The organism is Leifsonia sp. GW821-FHT13C09, from assembly GCF_058806435.1.
Map to the genome: position 1 here is coordinate 104,570 of NZ_JBXAPS010000005.1, position 17,137 is coordinate 121,706.

15 protein-coding genes are annotated in these 17,137 nt (G+C 71.7%); 9 read left to right on the forward strand and 6 right to left on the reverse strand.

Annotation, left to right across the window (positions count from 1 at the left end; genetic code table 11):
- The first annotated feature begins 1 nt into the window (after window position 1).
- The 3 genes from AC1ROW_RS16320 (at window position 2) to AC1ROW_RS16330 (ending at window position 5,845) form a co-directional block, all read left to right on the forward strand.
- Window positions 2–2,710: a glycoside hydrolase family 97 N-terminal domain-containing protein gene (locus AC1ROW_RS16320; protein ID WP_493019945.1), complete on the forward strand. Its 2,709-nt coding sequence runs from the start codon at window positions 2–4 to the stop codon at window positions 2,708–2,710.
- A gap of 11 nt (window positions 2,711–2,721) precedes the next feature.
- Window positions 2,722–3,864 (forward strand): acyltransferase family protein, encoded by a 1,143-nt coding sequence (locus AC1ROW_RS16325; RefSeq protein WP_493019946.1) that lies wholly within the window; start codon window positions 2,722–2,724, stop codon window positions 3,862–3,864.
- Window positions 3,865–3,943: 79 nt separating this feature from the next.
- Complete coding sequence (locus AC1ROW_RS16330; RefSeq protein ID WP_493019947.1) at window positions 3,944–5,845, forward strand: BglG family transcription antiterminator; 1,902 nt, start codon at window positions 3,944–3,946, stop codon at window positions 5,843–5,845.
- Between the two features lie 219 nt (window positions 5,846–6,064).
- Here the strand turns inward: AC1ROW_RS16330 and AC1ROW_RS16335 are convergent, their stop codons facing one another.
- The 4 genes from AC1ROW_RS16335 to nucS form a co-directional block, all read right to left on the reverse strand.
- Entirely contained in the window at window positions 6,065–6,481 is a 417-nt protein-coding gene (locus AC1ROW_RS16335; RefSeq protein ID WP_493019948.1) for a hypothetical protein, read from the reverse strand.
- A gap of 69 nt (window positions 6,482–6,550) precedes the next feature.
- Entirely contained in the window at window positions 6,551–7,249 is a 699-nt protein-coding gene (locus AC1ROW_RS16340) for an HAD hydrolase-like protein (RefSeq protein WP_493019949.1), read from the reverse strand.
- Window positions 7,250–7,286: 37 nt separating this feature from the next.
- Window positions 7,287–7,706 carry an SseB family protein gene (locus AC1ROW_RS16345; RefSeq protein ID WP_493019950.1) on the reverse strand — a complete coding sequence of 140 codons (420 nt, stop codon included), beginning with the start codon at window positions 7,704–7,706 and terminating at the stop codon, window positions 7,287–7,289.
- Window positions 7,706–8,401, reverse strand: a complete 696-nt coding sequence (nucS, locus tag AC1ROW_RS16350) for an endonuclease NucS (RefSeq protein ID WP_493019951.1) — start codon at window positions 8,399–8,401, stop codon at window positions 7,706–7,708. The genes AC1ROW_RS16345 and nucS overlap by 1 nt, the downstream gene beginning before the upstream one ends.
- A gap of 59 nt (window positions 8,402–8,460) precedes the next feature.
- Here nucS and AC1ROW_RS16355 point away from each other — a divergent pair, with 59 nt between their 5' ends.
- Window positions 8,461–9,507 carry a lactonase family protein gene (locus AC1ROW_RS16355; RefSeq protein ID WP_493019952.1) on the forward strand — a complete coding sequence of 349 codons (1,047 nt, stop codon included), beginning with the start codon at window positions 8,461–8,463 and terminating at the stop codon, window positions 9,505–9,507.
- A 54-nt stretch (window positions 9,508–9,561) separates the two neighbouring features.
- Here AC1ROW_RS16355 and AC1ROW_RS16360 read toward each other — a convergent pair whose 3' ends face one another.
- Window positions 9,562–10,821, reverse strand: a complete 1,260-nt coding sequence (locus AC1ROW_RS16360; RefSeq protein WP_493019953.1) for an MFS transporter — start codon at window positions 10,819–10,821, stop codon at window positions 9,562–9,564.
- A 109-nt stretch (window positions 10,822–10,930) separates the two neighbouring features.
- Between AC1ROW_RS16360 and AC1ROW_RS16365 the strand changes: the two genes are divergently transcribed.
- A complete protein-coding gene (locus AC1ROW_RS16365; protein WP_493019954.1) occupies window positions 10,931–11,998 on the forward strand; it encodes a LacI family DNA-binding transcriptional regulator in 1,068 nt (355 codons plus the stop codon).
- A 213-nt stretch (window positions 11,999–12,211) separates the two neighbouring features.
- Window positions 12,212–13,420 (forward strand): amidohydrolase, encoded by a 1,209-nt coding sequence (locus AC1ROW_RS16370; RefSeq protein WP_493019955.1) that lies wholly within the window; start codon window positions 12,212–12,214, stop codon window positions 13,418–13,420.
- An 88-nt stretch (window positions 13,421–13,508) separates the two neighbouring features.
- Here AC1ROW_RS16370 and AC1ROW_RS16375 read toward each other — a convergent pair whose 3' ends face one another.
- Window positions 13,509–14,843: an MATE family efflux transporter gene (locus AC1ROW_RS16375; protein WP_493019956.1), complete on the reverse strand. Its 1,335-nt coding sequence runs from the start codon at window positions 14,841–14,843 to the stop codon at window positions 13,509–13,511.
- 50 nt (window positions 14,844–14,893) lie between these two features.
- Here AC1ROW_RS16375 and AC1ROW_RS16380 point away from each other — a divergent pair, with 50 nt between their 5' ends.
- From AC1ROW_RS16380 to AC1ROW_RS16390, 3 genes are read left to right on the forward strand one after another with little or no spacing between them, the layout of a single operon-like run.
- The gene (locus AC1ROW_RS16380; protein WP_493019957.1) at window positions 14,894–15,667 is read left to right on the forward strand and encodes an MBL fold metallo-hydrolase; all 774 of its coding nucleotides are present in this window, start codon (window positions 14,894–14,896) and stop codon (window positions 15,665–15,667) included.
- On the forward strand, window positions 15,664–16,290 hold the full coding sequence (locus AC1ROW_RS16385) for a hypothetical protein (protein WP_493019958.1): 627 nt from the start codon (window positions 15,664–15,666) through the stop codon (window positions 16,288–16,290). The genes AC1ROW_RS16380 and AC1ROW_RS16385 overlap by 4 nt, the downstream gene beginning before the upstream one ends.
- Window positions 16,287–17,099 carry an HNH endonuclease family protein gene (locus tag AC1ROW_RS16390; protein WP_493019959.1) on the forward strand — a complete coding sequence of 271 codons (813 nt, stop codon included), beginning with the start codon at window positions 16,287–16,289 and terminating at the stop codon, window positions 17,097–17,099. The genes AC1ROW_RS16385 and AC1ROW_RS16390 overlap by 4 nt, the downstream gene beginning before the upstream one ends.
- Window positions 17,100–17,137 lie beyond the last annotated feature (38 nt).

Consider the following 17,137-nt stretch of genomic DNA (forward strand, 5'->3'; position numbering starts at 1 on the left):
CATGCACCTGCTCACCCTCCCCAGGCCCTTCCGCGTGGCAGCCACCGCTCTTGTCGTCGGCGCCCTCGTCGCCACGACGACGGCGGCGGCCGAGAACCGGGCTGGCGAGCAGGGCCTGACCGTCGAGTCCATCGAGGGCCGAGTTTCCGCGACACTGACCTCGGCTTCCGGCGGGACGCTCGACCTCGCAGTGTCGACGGACGGCCGTCCCGTGCTGCAGAACGTACGGCTGGGTGTCGTGACCGAAGCGGCCGACCTCACGACAGGTCTGACCTTCGAGCGTGCCGAGCGCAAGCGGATGACCTCGACGTATGCTCCCGCCGGTACCGTCAAAGGAACCGTCCCCTCCGTCGTGGATGAAGTCGTGGCCCACTACCGGAAGGGTACGGCCGCACTGACCGTCGCGGTCCGCGCGACCCCCTCCGGCGTAGCCTTCCGCTACACGGTCGATCAGCCCGGGGCATCGGCGGTCGTCTCCGAGGCGACCGCATTCGATCTCCAGGCCGGTTCCACGGTCTGGGCGAGCAGGTACGAGCGCAACTACGAAGGCAAGCCGCAGCGGTTCGCCTCGACCGAACTCGGCGGCAACCGCCTGTCGATGCCGGCGCTCGTCTCCACACCGGATGGCCGCTGGTTGCAGATCACGGAGGCCGCCGTACGCGCTGGCGGCGCCTACCCGGCGGTGCGCCTCGACGTTCCCGGCGGGAACACGCGCGCGTTACGGGTGGCGCTTCCGGGTCCGGACAGTGCGGTCTTCGACGGGTCTCCCGCAAGTGTCCGGGTGCCCTTCGACGGCTCGATGACGACGCCGTGGCGTGTGATCGGAACGGGGAACGGACTCGCCGATCTCGTCCAATCCCATCTCCTCACCGACCTCAACGCTCCTCCGACCGCTGAACTGACGGGGGCGGCGGCGAGCTGGATCCGGCCGGGTGTCTCGCTCTGGCCGTGGTGGTCGAACTCGATGGCGAGCGGCGACGACTACCTCACACTGCACCGCGAGTACGTCGACGCCGCCGAACGTCTCGGCCTCCCGTACGTGACCGCGGACGCGGGTTACTCCTCATGGGATCAGATCGAGGAGTTGGCGGATTACGCGAAGGCACGCGGCGTCGGGATCTTCACATGGATGCACCGTAACGAATTCCGGAGGGCGGACAAGACGCTCTTCGATCAGAGCGAGATCGACAGTGCCATGAAGAAGCTCGCGGAGCGCGGCATCGTCGGGCTGAAGATCGACTTCTTCGACTCCGATCGCGCGGACATCATGCAGTTCTACGATCGGCTCAGCATCGGCGCGGGCCGCGCGAAACTCATGCTCAACTTCCACGGATCCACCAAACCGGGTGGCGAGCAGCGCACGTACCCGCACGTGCTCACGAGCGAAGGCGTGGCAGGCGCAGAGGGGTACAAGAACGGCAACCCCGCGTCGGCGCGCGACAACGTCAACCTCACGCTCGGCCGAGGGCTGCTCGGCAGCGCCGACGCGACGCCGGTCGCGCTCTCGCTCGTGAATCCGCTGACGACGCAGGCGCACCAGCTCGCTCTGTCGATCGCCTTCACGTCGGCGCTCACCACGCTGGCCGAAACCCCGGCCGCATATGAGACGTGGTCGGGTGTGGATGTGCTTCGGACGCTTCCGACCGCGTGGGACCAGTCCCGGCTGATCGACGCGGCGCCGGACAGCCACGCCGCGTTCGCACGCCGGTCCGGCCAGGACTGGTACGTGGCCGCGATCACGGACGGTGCGCGGAACCTCCCGGTACAGCTCGACTTCCTCGGGTCTGGAACCTACACGGCGACCGTCTACCGCGATGGCGGCGCGAACGGGCAGCCCCTGGTGGCGCACTCCGCGGTCACCGCGGCCGATACTCTCGCTCTTCCGCTCGCCGAGCACGGCGGGGCGACGGTCGTCCTGACGCCCGGACACGCGACACGGACCGCGAAGGCAGACCGGATCCTCGAAGCCGAATCAGCGGTTATGGGGGGCACAGCGCGTGTCTCGCCCTGCGCGTCCTGCTCCGGCGGGGCGAAGGCCGGCTACATCGGCCACGCCGGAATCGCGTTCTCGGACGTTACGGCCGAGGGGGCGTACACCGCCCGCATCACCTATCTCTCCGCCGAGAGGCGACGCTTGACGGTCACCGTCGACGGGGTCGCGTCTCCGCCGGTGACTCCGGCGGAGTCAGGACGCGGCAGCGGTGACCCCAACGGCTGGAATGTTCCGCGCACGATCGACGTGCCTCTCCACTTCGAACCCGGCACGCACACGATCGCGCTGTCGGGGACGGACGGCAGCGCCCCCGACATCGACCGCGTGGAGCTCATCCGAACCTACGAGGCGGAGGACGGCGCCAACGTCCTCACCGGGAAGGCCACCAGGACGCCGTGCACAGCTACCGGCTGCAACGGCGAGATGGTGGGGCAGCTCGGGTTGGGGGCCTCGGTGACGTTCACCGGCGTGACGGCGGTGAAGGCGGGGTCCACATCCGTCGGCATCCGTTACGCCTCCGCAGCGGCGAGGTCCATCATCGTGCGGGTCAATGACGGACCAGGGCGGGTCATCACCTTTCCGCGTACCGCGACATGGGACGACTGGAGCCTCCGGACCATGACGCTCGACCTGGCCGAAGGCGCCAACTCGATCACTCTCGCAGCCGAGTCGTCCAGCTGGGCTCCGGACATCGACGCGATCCAGGTCGCGCAGTAGAGGAGCATCCCGTGCCGTCACCTACGGACCACATCGAGTCGCTGATCCCGCGCCGCGAGTTGCGGCGCCGCGGTGCTCGCCGTGACGGCGCACGCCCCCGCCTCGCCCTCCTCGACCTGCTCCGCCTCGCCGCCGCCCTGTCCGTGGTGGCCTACCACTGGCTGTTCTGGGGGATCGAGCACGGTGCCATCCACTCGTTCGGGTTCACGCCCGTCTCGTGGCTGGCCGCCTACGGGTTCCTCGGCGTCCAGCTGTTCTTCCTGATCAGCGGGTTCGTCATCTTCCTGTCCGCGTCGGGCCGGGAGGCGTCGGCGTTCGCGGTGGGGCGGGCGACGCGGTTGTATCCGGCGTACTGGGCCGGGGTCGCGCTCACCTCGGCAACGCTCCTCGTCACCGCGCAGACTCCTCCGCTCGAGCTGCTGCCGAAGCTCCTCGCCAACCTGACGATGGCGCCCGCCGTCTTCCGGCAGCCGCAGCTCGACGGCGTGTACTGGACGCTCACGCTCGAGCTGCAGTTCTATGCGCTCGTCTTCCTCTTCCTGCTGTTCCGGCGGCGACGCTGGCTCGACGGATTCTTCCCGCTGTGGGCGATCGGGATGCTCGGGACGACCCTGTTCGTCCCGCGGGTCGCGGCACTTCCGCTCTGCGGCGACCTGTTCACGCTGTTCGCGGGCGGGGCGATCATCGCCATGATCTCGCGAACCGGGTGGACCCCGCTCCGCGCGGCCGGCCTGCTCGCGAGCGTGGTGGGGGGTGTCGTCGGCACCGTCCGGCGCGCGGAGGAGTCGGGCGACGGCGCTGCTACGAGCCCTATCGCGCTCGGGGTCGTCGTGGTCCTTCTCTTCGCACTCGTGTTCGTCCTCACGCGGCCTGCGGTCGCCGCGCTCCCGGTCCCTGGGAGCCGGATCCTGGGGGCGCTGACGTACCCGCTCTACCTCAGCCACGCCGTCTTCGGCTACGCGCTGCTCAACCAATGGGTGAACCCGGCCGCGATCTGGCCGGGGATCGCGGCGGCCCTCGTCGTCGTCCTGGCCGTCGCCGCCGTCGTGCACTTCATCGTGGAGCGGGGCGGCGCGTCGCTCTGGCGGGCGCTGTTCCGCTTCGTGTTCTCACCTGTTGCCCGCCTGGAGGCGCGGTCCAAGCGAATTTCCTGAGGGGCGGAAAAATGCCGCGGGCGACCTGCAGGTACCGTTACCGAGTGATTGACTCGGATGCGAAAGGTGGTCGCGGTCCATGGCGCTCTCCGCGAAGCAGACGAGGATGCTCGACATCCTGTCGCGTCGTGCTGCCTGGGTGACGGCCGCCGAGCTCGCGCAGGACCTCGGGGTGACCTCCCGCAGCATCCGCAGTTACGCCGCCGCGCTCGGCGAGCTGGTCGAGTCGGGGCCGCACGGCTACCGGGTGAAAGGCGACGCCTACGCCGCCTACCTGGCCGACGCTCCCGGCTCCTCCCCGTCGGCGGGGTCGCCGCAGGAGCGGCTGGCGTTCCTCGCCCGGCGTCTGCTGGACGAGCCGGAGGGGATCGACGTCTACGAGACCGCGGAGAGCCTGTTCGTGTCCGACTCGACCATCGAGTCCGATCTCACCCGGGTGCGCAGCCTTCTGGCCGGCACCGAGCTCGAGCTCGACCGGCACGGGCCCGTAGCGCGCCTGAACGGGCCGGAGATCGCGCGGCGCAAGCTGATCAGCCGGCTGTTCCGGGATGAGATGCGGCAGGGCGTCGTGGACGTGTCGCGCATCCAGGAGGCGTTCGGGTCGGAGGGACTGGCCGCGTTCAAGCCCGACCTGGTCGAGATGCTGGACGCGCGCGGGTTCTTCGTCAACGAGTACGGGATCAACGACGTCCTGCTGCACATGGCCGTCGCGCTCGACCGCGTCGCCAAGAACAGGGTGCTCCCGTCGGCGGGCGCGGCGGAGGCGGGGGAGGCGCTGCGCGGGCTGGCGGACGACCTCGGCGGCCTGGTGCGCACGCACTTCGACGTGGAGCTCGACCCGACCGAGCTGCGTTACCTCGCGATCCTGCTGCGGACCCGGGTCATCGCGCCGGGAGCGCGCGCGGACAGCGTCGCCGAGTTCGTCAGCGACGACGACCTCGCCACCGTGCGCGGGATCGTCGCGCGGGCCTCGACCGAGTATCTGGTCGACCTCCGTGACGAGGACTTCATCGTGCGGCTCACGCTCCATGTGCAGAACCTGGTGGCGCGGGCGCACGAGAACACCTACTCCCGCAATCCGCTCACCCGCTCGATCAAGAGCTCCTACCCGATGACCTACGAGCTCGCCGTCTACATCGCGAGCCGGCTGCAGGCGGCGGAGGGGATCGCGGTCAACGACGACGAGATCGCCTACATCGCGATGCACGTCGGCGCCTACCTGGAGCAGCAGTCACGCCGCCGGGACGCGGTGCGCACCGCGGTGGTCTGCCCCAACTACTACGACATGCACATCCTGTTGCGCGAAAAGTTGGAGAGCGCGCTCGGCGACGAACTGGACATCGTGAGTGTCATCACGTCCACTGACGCCGACTGGTCGGCGATCGACGCCGACCTGGTGCTGACCACGATCGACCCGCGCGGGCGTCGGGAGAACACGGTCATCGTGCAGCCGTTCCTCACCGCGACCGACGTGGAGCACATCCGCCAGTCGGTCGCGCGCATCCGTCGGCAGCGCCGCAGGGCCGGCATCAAGAACGAGCTGCTCGAGTACTTCGACGAGAGCCTGTTCCTCCGCAACTTCTATGCGCGGGACGCGATCACGATGATCCGCGCGCTGGGCGACCGGATGATCGCGGCGGGCGCGATCGAACCGGACTACGTGGAGCAGGCGGTCGAGCGGGAGCAGATGTCGTCCACGGCGTTCACCGACACCCTCGCGGTGCCGCACGCGATGACGATGAACGCGAAGCGGACGGCGATCGCGATCGTCGTCAACGACACCGCAATGGACTGGGGTGATGCGCGGGTGAACGTGATCGCCTTCATCGCCTTCTCGGAGGGCGGCCGCGCGGCGTTCCAGACGGTGTTCGACCAGTTCGTGGAGGTGTTCTCCGACCGGGAGGCCGTGCTCGGCCTGATCCGCCGTGCCGACACCTTCACCGCCTTCATCGACGAGCTCGTCCGCATCATCGACGCGTAGCGGAGCCGACATTCGTGACGAATGTCGCGTTTGCCGTCGCCATTCCCCACATTCCGCACGAATCGCGAGGCGCATATTCCGCACGAATGTCGCGTATGCCGCCGCGATTCGCGACATTCGGCACGAATCGCGCGCGCGAAGACGGCGGAAGCCGCCGGGCGCGCAGCGGAACGTGCGCGCCCGACGGCTTCGTGCCCGGCCTCGGGGGCGGGCCGCCGGTCAGTTGGCGGTGACGAGGTACGTCACGGCGACGCCGGGGGTGCCGATGGCGACGGTGTACGTGGCGTTCTTGTAGACGGCCCTGCTGTCGGTCGCGCCGGGCTGCGCCGTGTAGCCGGCCTTCTCGAGGGCGGCCTTCGCGTCGGCGAAGCCGGTCTTGTCCTTCGGCTGGACGGTGATCGACCAGCCGTCGTTGTGGTTCCCCTTCGCGACGAGCACAGCGCCGTCGATGACCGGGACGTCCGACTTCGGGAAGTCGGAGGGCAGCGACTGGGAGGTCGCCTCCTGGGTGGCCGACGCCGACGCCGACGGCGTCGAGCTGGAGCCGTTACCGCTGGCAGAGCAGCCGGTGAGTGCGGCGATGGACAGAGCCGCGACGAGGGCGGCGGGAACGAGCATTGTGCTGTTGGTGCGCATGATTCTTCCTAGTGCTGTATGGAGTGCGGTAGTGCAACACTCCAGCGTACTGCGCAGCCTCCGACGCGCTCAGCCCAGCAGCAGCGTGCTGAGCTGGTCGGCCGAGTGCACGACCGCGATCGCGCCCGCCGCCTCGGCGGGGGAGCCGTAACCCCACTCGACGAGGATCGTCGGGATGCCGTGCTCGCCCGCGCCCTCCACGTCGAACTGGCGGTCGCCCACCATCACGGTGTGGTCGAGCGCGACGCCCAGCTCGCCGAGGCGGCGCAGCGCGTCCGCCACGACGTCGGCCTTGGCGCTGCGGCTCTCGTCGTCGGTCGCGCCGGCGATCACGTCGAAGTACTGGGCCAGGTCGAAGTGCTCCAGGATGCGGGTGGCCTGCGTCTCGGGCTTGCTGGTCGCGACCGCGAGCGGGATGCCGGCGTCGCGCAGCCGCTGCAGGAGGCCGCGGATGCCGGGGAAGACGGCGCTGTCGAACGCGCCGTTGGCAGCGTAGTCCGCGCGGTACACGGTGAGGGCGGCGCGGGCGCCGGCCTCGTCGAAGCCGGCCATCGACTGCAGCGAGTCGAGGAGCGGCGGCCCGACGTACTCGACGAGTTCGGCGGGGGTGGGGACGGGCAGGCCGAGCGTCTCGAACATGCGCACCAGCGATGACGTGATGCCGGGCGCGGAATCGGTGAGCGTGCCGTCGAGGTCGAAGAGGACACAGGTCCAGGTGCGCGCGACGGTGGTCGGCGCTTCGGTGGTCGTGGTGATCGGGTTTGTCATAGCCGTCCCATGATATGTGAGGTGATCGAATGCGCCGTCAGTGCTCGCTGAGAGCTGACTCGATGTGCGAACGGGCGACGACCATCGTGTGCGCCGCCCCCGGGTCGAACTGGACCGCCACGAAGTCGGCGGTGGCGATGTAGCCGAGCGCTTCGGCGGCCGGGACGATCACGGCCTGCACGCGCATGCCCTTGCCGCCCGCCGCGCCCACGGCGTTCCGCAGGGCCTTCATCGAGGTGAACAGCGGCAGCACCGGCTCGCCCGCGGTCGACTGGATGGTGCGCAGCCGCACCTCGCCGGGCTCCGACCCGGTGACGTCGACCACCAGTCCGCCCTTGGTCGCGGCGGCGAGCAGGGCCTCCAGGTTCTGCAAGCTCGGCTCGGCGGCGATGGCGGCGAGGGCCTTGCGGACGGGGCCGTTCTCGTACGTCTGCGGGAAGCGTCCCGGGGCGGCCATCAGAATAGCCTGCTGTCGCTGTCGTCGAGCCCGCGCATGGCGTCGTAGTCGAGCACCAGGCAGCGGATGCCGCGGTCCTCCGCCAGTGTGCGGGCCTGGGGCTTGATCTCCTGGGCCGCGAACACCCCGGACACCGGAGCCAGCAGCGGGTCGCGGTTCATCAGCTCCAGATAACGGGTGAGCTGCTCGACGCCGTCGATGTCGCCGCGGCGCTTCAGCTCGACCGCGACCGAGCCGCCGCGCTCGTCGCGGGCGAGGATGTCGACCGGGCCGATCGCGGTCATGTACTCGCGGCGGACCAGCACGTGGCCGTCGCCGAGGAGGTGGATCTGCTCGGCCAGCAGCTTCTGGAGGTGCGCCTCCACACCGTCCTTCTGCAGCCCGGGGTCGATGCCGAGGTCGTGCGCGGAGTCGTGCAGCACCTCGTGGATGGAGACGATGAGCATGTCGGCGGTCTTGGCCTGCGTGACGCGCCAGACCTCGGTGATCCCGGCCTCCCGCTGCAACTCGTCCGGCTCGTCGACCGTGAGCGTGCAGGGCGGACTCATCCAGTTGAGCGGCTTGTAGGAGCCGCCGTCGGAGTGGACGAGGAGGCTGCCGTCGGCCTTCAGCATCAGCAGACGCTTGGCCAGCGGGAGGTGGGCGCTCAGGCGGCCGGCGTAGTCGACGGAACAGTTGGCTATCACGAGGCGCACCGGTCAAGTGTACGGTGCCGGCCGTGCTGCCGCGTGGGCGGTGCTGGCAGGATGAGGGGATGGCCCACGACCTCCTCATCGGCACGTACACCCAGCGCCTCCCGCACGTCGACGGTCACGCCGACGGAGTGCTCTCGGCGCGCTTCGACGGCACGGCCGTCGTGGAGCCTGCGGTGGCGGCGGAGGTGCCGAACCCGTCGTGGGTGGCGGTGTCAGCCGACGGCTCGCGGGTCTACGCGGTGGAGGAGACCGGTCCGGACGGCGGCGTCTCGGCCTTCGCGCGTCTCGCCGACGGCTCGTTGCGTCCGCTCGGCCGGGTGTCGAGCGGAGGGGACTCGCCCGCGCACCTCGCGCTGCATCCGTCCGGGCGGTTCCTGCTGACCGGGACGTACGGCGGCGGCACGGTGTCGGTCGTCGCGCTCGACGCGGACGGCGCGCTCGGAGAGCGGACCGCGTTCGTCCAGCACGAGGGACACGGCCCCGACCCGGCGCGCCAGGAGGCTCCGCACGTCCACCAGCTCTCGGTCGATCCGGTGACCGGGGACGTCGTGGTGGTCGACCTCGGCCTGGGCGAGGTGCGGTGGTACGCGCTGTCGGAGGCGGGCTCGCTGACGCTGCGCCCGGAGGCGACGGTCGTCGCCGGCGCTTCCGGCCCGCGACACCTCGCGTTCCACCCGGACGGGCGGCACCTTCTCCTGGTGAACGAACTCGACAGCACGCTGGACGTGCTCCGCCGGGAGGGTGACCGGTTCGTGCGGGTGGCCTCTGCGGGGACGCGTGGACAGTCCGCGGAAGGGCCGAATCTGACCGCGGCTGTGCGCGTGACCGCGGACGGGCGCACCGTCCTGGTCACGAACCGGGGCGACGACACGATCGCGGTGTTCGCGTTCGACTCGGACACGTCCGAACCGGAGCTCGTGACGGTCGTGCCTGCGGGCGGCCGGGCACCGCGGGATCTGGTGATCGTGCCGGAGGGCGACCGGGTGCTGGCGGCGTGCCAGGACAGCGACGAGGTGAGCGTGTTCGCATTCGACGCGGGCACGCGAGCGCTGCGGCTGCTCGGGGTGTCGGCGGTGCCGACGCCGGTGTGCCTCGTGTTCGTCTGAGCCGTCCGGTTGGTGTGGACGGCCCGACCGGTTCGGGCGCTCCAGCCGCCCCCGCTACTCGGCCGCGGGTGCGAGGCGGCGTGACCGCCGCTCCGCCGCCGGCCGTACCGCCGGCGCCGCCAGGAACGATGCGACCAGCAGCACCAGCACCAGGAAAAGCGCATTCAGCAGCCCGAACTCCTTGCCCAGGAACCCGATCAGCGGCGGCCCGACCAGGAACGCGCAGTACCCGATGATCGCCACCGCCGACACGCGCGCGGCCGGGCTGTCCGTTCCCTCCGACGCCGCAGACATCCCGAGCGGGAAGCCCAGCGAGACGCCGAAGCCCCACAGCACCGTGCCGATCACAGCCACCCAGAGCGGGCCGCCGAGGATGAACAGCAGGAGGCCCGCCACGCCCATCGCGGCCGTCACGCGGATCGCCGCGACACGGCCGACGCGGTCCACGATCGGTCCGCCGAGCACGCGGCCGAGGGTCATCGCGGCGACGAAGAAGCCGAACACGAGCGCGCCGGTGGAGTTCGACTGGCCGTGCCCGTCGACCGTCGCCAGGGCGATCCAGTCGTTCGCCGAGCCCTCGCCGAACGCCATGCCGAGCATGACCACGCCGATCAGGATGAGCCGCCAGTCCGCCCACACCGCCAACGACGCGCGCAGGCGCTGACCGAACGGGACGTGCGGCGTCTCGGCCGTCTCGTCGCCGAGGTCCGCCTCGCGCGGGATGAAGCGGATCGCGACCAGCGCCACCACGACCAGCACCACGGCGACGAAGGAGAGGTGCCACACGACGCCGATCCGGAGGGCAGCGGCGGCTGCGCCCATCCCCGCTCCGAGCACCGTGCCCAGGCTGAAGAAGGCGTGCATGAGCGGCATCAGGGTCTTGCCGATCTCGCGCTCGACCGCCGTGCCCTCGACGTTCATCATCACGTCGACCATCCCGTTGCCGAAGCCGAGCAGGATGAGGCCGATCGCCACCATCGGGACCTCGTGGAACACGGTGGAGCCGAAGCCGATCAGGAGGGTGCCGACCGCCACGATCACGAGAGCGCCGACCATGCCCTTGTGCGGGCCGAAGCGCACGAGCACGAGGGAGGACACCGAGAGTCCGACGATCGCGCCGACCGACATCCCGAGGATGAGCAGGCCGACCGCAGACGGGTCGCGGCCGAGACCGAGGTCGTCGCGGACGCCGGGGATGCGGGCCACCCACGTCGCCATCGCGAGCCCGCTGAGGATGAAGATCACGAAGACGGCGTTGCGCCAGGCGCGCAGTTCGCGGCGGGTGCGGGTCGTCGTCGGGGTCGGCTGTGACATCGGCTGTCCTGGGGAGAGCGGGGGCCGCGAGGGCCGGCGGGTTCTGGTGGGGAGTGGATTTCGCCACTCGAATCGTTTCGATCGAAACGATTCGACTAAGCTACCACACGTGAACGACAGCAGCACACCCCTGGCGGGCGCCCGGCCGACGCTGGCCGCCGTCGCCCGCCTGGCCGGTGTCTCCAACTCCACCGCCTCCCTCGCGTTCTCCGGCACCGGCCCCGTCTCGGATGCCACGCGCGAGCGCGTCCTCGACGCCGCGAAGCAGCTCAAGTACGCCGGGCCCGACCCGCGTGCCCGCTCGCTGCGTCGCGGCCGGTCCGGGATCGTCGGCGTCGTGATGGAGGAGCGGGTCGGCGACGCGTTCCGCGACCCGATCAAGATCGCCCTGCTGGACGGCATCTCCGACGAGATCGCCGCCGTCGACGCCGGCCTCCTCATCCTCACCGACGCGGGGGAGACCGCCCAGCGCATCGAGGACGCGCCGATGGACGCGGTGGTGCTGGTCGGCTGCAGCCCGCGCCTCGACGAGTCGGTGGGGATGCTGCGTCAGCGCGGCATCCCCCTCGTCGCCATCGAGGGTGACCCTGCCGACGACGTCCCCACGATCGGCCAGGACAACCGGGAGGCCAGCCGCCTCGCCGCCCAGCACCTCCACGACCTCGGTCACCGGGACGTCGCGGTCGTCGCTCTGCCGCTCCCGCGCGATCGCGCCCGCGGGCCGCTGACGCCCGCGATCGTGCGCGGCAGCAGTTCCACCACCGCCACCGAGCGACTGGCCGGCGTCCGGGACGTGTTCCCCCGCGCGGGCGGCTGGACGACCCGCGGCTCGTTCGTGGAGGAGGGCCGCATCGCCGGCGCCGCCCTGCTGTCCGACGCAGACCACCGCCCGACCGCGATCATCGCGCAGAGCGACCTGCTCGCCGCCGGCGTGATCCGCGCGGCGGAGGAGCTCGGGCTGGAGGTGCCCGGCGACGTCAGCGTGGTCGGGTTCGACGGTGTGCGGGTGGACGGGCTGTGGCCCTACGACCTGACGACGCTGGTGCAGCCCGCGGTGGAGAAGGGCCGCGCCGCCGGCCGGGCCATCGTGGAGATGCTGGAGGGCCGGTCGCCGGAGACGGCGTCGTTCACGAGCGAATTCCACCGCGGCAACACGACCGCGGAGCCGCGCTCGTAGGTCGCCCCCATCGCCTCCGGAGGACTTCCCCCCTCCCGGTGGCCGCATCTCCTCCGTTCCCTGCGCTTCCGCGGTGTGTCGGAGCGCATGTCCTCCGTTCCCGACGCCCGCGTCGCCCGCGAGGTCAGACGCCAACGGAGGACTCCCGCCCTCCCCGACATCCCATCTCCTCCGTTGCCGACGACCTCCCCGCGCCCGCATAGGGTGGACCGCATGGACCTCGAAGCCCTCTACCGCGACCTCCACGCCCACCCCGAGCTCTCGTTCCAGGAGCACCGCACCTCCGGCGTCGTCGCCGACCAGCTGACCGCTCTCGGCCTCGAGGTGCACACCGGCATCGGCCGCACCGGCGTCGCCGGCGTGCTCCGCAACGGCGACGGCCCGACGGTGCTGCTGCGTGCGGACATGGACGCCCTCCCCGTCCACGAGGAGACCGGCCTCCCGTGGGCGTCGACCCAGACCGCGCCCGGCGACGACGGCAACCCCGTCCCGGTCATGCATGCGTGCGGTCACGACATCCACATCACCTGCCTGCTCGGCGCCGTCGAGCGTCTCGCCGCGTCCACCGACGGCTGGTCGGGGACGCTCGTCGCCGTGTTCCAGCCGGCCGAGGAGCACGGCGGCGGCGCGGACGTGATGGTCCAGGACGGCCTCTACACGAAGGTTCCCGCGCCGGACATCGTGCTCGGCCAGCACGTCACCCCGTTCCCCGCCGGCATGGTGGGCGCGCATCCGGGAGCCGCGATGGCCGCGGTCGACGCCTTCGAGGTGACGTTGCGGGGTCGTGGCGGCCACGGCTCGCGTCCGGAGACGACCATCGACCCGGTGGTCATGGCTGCCTCCGCGGTCATGCGCCTGCAGACCGTCGTGTCGCGGGAGATCGCCCCGCAGGACCCCGCGGTCGTCACCGTCGGCACGCTCCACGCCGGAACCAAGAACAACATCATCGCGCCGTCGGCGACGCTCGGGATCAGCGTCCGCAGCTTCGACGAGACGGTCCGCTCGCGCGTGCTGGAGGGCGTCGACCGCATCCTCCGCGCCGAGCTGCAGGCCAGCGGCTCCCCGCACGAGCCGCTCACGGAGTGGGGTGAGCGCTACCCCGTCACGGTGAACGACCCGGAGGCCACGGCGCGCGTGAACGCGGCGTTCGCGTCCGAATTCGGCCGGGAGGCCGTGCTCGAGCCGGGCGCGCTGTCCGGCAGCGAGGACGTCGGTAACCTGGCGACCGCGGCGGGCGTCCCGCTCGTCTACTGGCTGCTCGGCGGCGGTGACCCGGAGACGGTGCGGGCCGCGATCGCGGCGGGGACCGTGGACACCGACATCCCGTCCAACCACTCGCCGTTCTTCGCGCCGGTGCCGCAGCCGACGATCGACGTGGGCGTCCGGGCGCTCGTGGCGGCGGCCCGGGAGTGGCTGGCCTGAGACGCGTCACGACATTCGTGCCGAATGTCGCGTTAGGCGCCGCGGTTGCCGCGATTCGGCACGAATGTCGGCGCGGGACGCGCGGTCGCTAGCGCTCGGCGCCCGGACGCATCCAGGCGCGGCCGCGCGCCCGGAGGCCGAGCGTGACGGCCCGCGCGCCCAGGTACCCGAACGCGAACGCTGCCGTCAGCGCCGCGAGCCCGCCGACATCGCGCGGCCCCCACGCGACGACCGCGAGTGCGAGGGGCACGAACACGGCGACGTTCAGCACCCCCGTGAGCGCCAGATACCGTGCGTCCCCGGCCCCGATCAGCACCCCGTCGAGCACGAACACGTACCCGCCCAGCGGCGCGCTCACCCCGATGATGGCGAGCGCGGCCGGTAGTAGAGCCGCCACCGACGGGCTGCTCGTGAACAGCCCTGCAGCGATCGGACTGAGCGCGACGGTCGCCGCACCCAGGACGACCCCGGCGCCGAGTCCCCACTGCACGCACCGGCGCAGGACCTGCCGGACATCGTCGAGCTCTCCGGCCCCGAGGCCCTTGCCGACCAGCGCCTGCGCCGCGATCGCGAGCGCGTCCAGAGCGAAGGCGAGCGTCGCGAACACCGTCATCGTCACCTGGAACGCCGCGAGCTCGTCCGGTCCCAGCCGCGTCGCGCAGAACACCACCAGCAGCATCGCCGCACGGAGACTCGCCGTGCGAAGGAACAGCCAGCCACCCGCGCGCGCGGTCCTGCCGAGCCCGGAATGGTGCGGCAGCAACGGGGACCCGACCCGTCGCGCGTGGCGGACGACGATGACCACGTACACCGCCACCATCGCCCACTGCGCCACCACGGTCCCGAGCGCGGAGCCGGCGATCCCGAGACCGGCCAGGTAGATGAAGCAGAAGTTGAGCACGATGTTCGCGCCGAACCCCGCGACGGCGACCGCCAACGGAGTGCGCGTGTCCTGGAGGCCGCGCAGCAGCCCGGTCATCGCGAACACGAGCAGCATGGCAGGGAGCCCGAGCATGGAGATCGCGAGGTACGTCTCCGCCTCGGCGGCGACCTCAGCGGACGCCCCGAACAACCCCACCAGCAGAGGGGAGGCCGCCCAGCCGGCCGCCGCGAGCACGATCCCGAGCACGAGGGCCAGCCAGCTCCCGTCCACGCCGGCGGCCACCGCGCCGCGTTCGTCGCCCGCGCCGAGCCGCCGGGCGACGGCGGGCGTCGTCGAGTAGGCGAGGAACACCATCAGTCCGACGATGGTCTGCAGCACGGCGCTCGCGATCCCGAGTCCGGCGAGCGGCGCCACGCCGAGGTGCCCGACCATCGCCGAGTCCGCGAGCAGGAAGAGCGGCTCGGCGACCAGCGCGCCGAGCGCGGGGACGGCGAGACGCAGGATCTCGCGGTCGAGCGGGCGGCGGGGGAGGACGTTCACGGCGGGACAACGGTATCGCCTGGCAGTGACATCCCCGCTACCATCGCCGAATGCGCCTCACGGTCCTCGGCACCGCATCCCACTACCCCACTCCGGCGGCCGCCTGCTCCGGCTACCTGCTCGAGCACGACAGGGCTTCCGTCTGGGTCGACGCCGGCCCGGGGAGCCTCGCCGAGCTGCAGCGTCACCGCTCGCCCGCCGACCTCGACGCGGTCTGGATCTCGCACGTCCACGCCGATCACACGGCCGACCTGCTTCCGCTCTACTACGCGCTCGCGTTCGGCGACCTGCCGGACCGTCCGCCGCTCCCCGTGCTCGGGCCGCCCGACCTCCGGTCCCGGCTGCTCGGCTTCCTCGGGGAGCGCGCCGCCCCCGAGCTCGACCGCGTCTTCGCGTTCGAGTCGCTCGCCGACCGCGCGAGCGGGCGGGTGCGCGGCCTCGACCTCTCCTGGGAGGCCGTCGAGCACGACGTCCCCGCCTGGGCTCTGCGGGCGGAGGCCGCGGGCGAGTCCCTCGTCTTCACCGGGGACGCGGCTCCGTCCGTCGGGCTGCCGGTCTTCGCCCACGGGTGCGACGTGCTGCTCGCCGAGGCCGGCGCCAGCCGGCCGGACGGCAGCCATCTGACCCCGGAGGACGCCGGCGCCCTGGCTGCGGACGCGCTGGCCGGTCGTCTCCTGCTCACGCATCTCGCCCTCGGCCTGGACTCCGCCGACGCGGTCTCGCGAGCCTCCGCGCGCTTCGACGGCCCGGTCGCCGCGGCGCGTCCCGGCGACGTCGTGTCGGTCGGTCCGGTGTCGGTGGCTGTTCCTACAGTGGAGGGGTGAGCCACCTGATGCCGGAACTGCTGTCCACCTGGTCCTGGCGTCTCGAGCGGGTCCGCAATGGGCGCACAGTGCTCACCAAGGGTCAGGCGGCGTCCGCGCGCACCGACCTCGTCCACGACCGCTCCGCGCACCCGGCCGAGTACTCGGGGTACGAGGACGAGTACCGCTCGGTCATCGACGCGCTCGGTGTGCTCGCGCAGCAGGCCAACCGCAGCGACGACCTCCTGGCGGTGCTCCGTTCCGAGCGACGCTCGACGGACGGCCCCGCGCGCGAACGCTACGCCACTGCGCCCGACGCCGCGGGAGTCCAGCGCACCTCCCTCGCCGCCGAGCACGACCGGGTCCCTGCGGGGCTTCCGGAGGCCCTGGATCAGTGGGTGCACCGGCTGATCCGTTACCGCAGCGGAGCCAAGGTCATCGCTCCGATCGAGGCGGCCCGCGCCGAGATCCGGCTGCGCAACGAGGCCGACCTCAACCCGGGCGCGTACCGCAACGCGACGGCCGCGCCGTATTTCGGGAGGGTGATGCGGGAGCTCGGCGAGATCGCGACCGCGCAGCGCCCGGGAGTGCACATATCGCGGCGTGGACTCCACCGCGGCCTCGCGGACGACTCCTTCCTGTGAGCAGACCGTCCGCACGGCGCCGTCGTCCGGCGCCGTGGCCCGTCGCCGCTCTCGCGCTGCTGATCGCCCTCGCCGGCGCGGGAGGCTACGCCGCGCTGAACAGCGGAGGCGGATCGGTCGCGCCGATCACGGGCGGGGCCGCCAGCGGGACGTCCACGCTCGCGTACCCGCCGGGGGCGACGGCTGGTGCGTCGCCTGCCCTCGCGTCGCCTGGCCTTGCGTCCCCGTCTGGCGCCCGCTCGGCGGACGGCCTGCTCGACGCGGCCGGCGCACGCGCCGCGCTCGCGCAGCTCCCGGTGAAGGGCCGCGCTCCCGCGACCGGATACGACCGCGTCGCCCGGTTCGGCCAGGCGTGGCTCGACGTCGACCGGAACGGCTGCGACACCCGGGACGACATCCTCGCCCGCGATCTCGCCGCGGTCACCCGGCGCGCGGACTGCGCCGTACTCACCGGCACCCTGAGCGACCCGTACACCGGTCGGAGCATCGCCTTCACCCGCGGGGTGCAGACGTCGGCGCTCGTCCAGATCGACCACGTCGTCGCGCTCCTCGACGCCTGGCAGACCGGTGCCCAGGCCCTGAGCCAGGAGGCGCGGGTCCGGCTGGCGAACGACCCGCTGGAGCTGCTGGCGGTGGACGGGGCGACGAACCAGGCGAAAGGCGCGGGCGACGCCGCGACCTGGCTTCCGCCGAACCGCGGGTTCCGCTGCGAATACGCCGCAAGGCAGGTGGCGGTGAAGGCCAAGTACGGACTGTGGGTGACGGCGGCGGAGGGGGCGGCACTCACGGGCATCCTGGCCGGCTGCTGACCGCTGCGCAGCCTTCGCGGTGACGCTGTCTCGCGGCG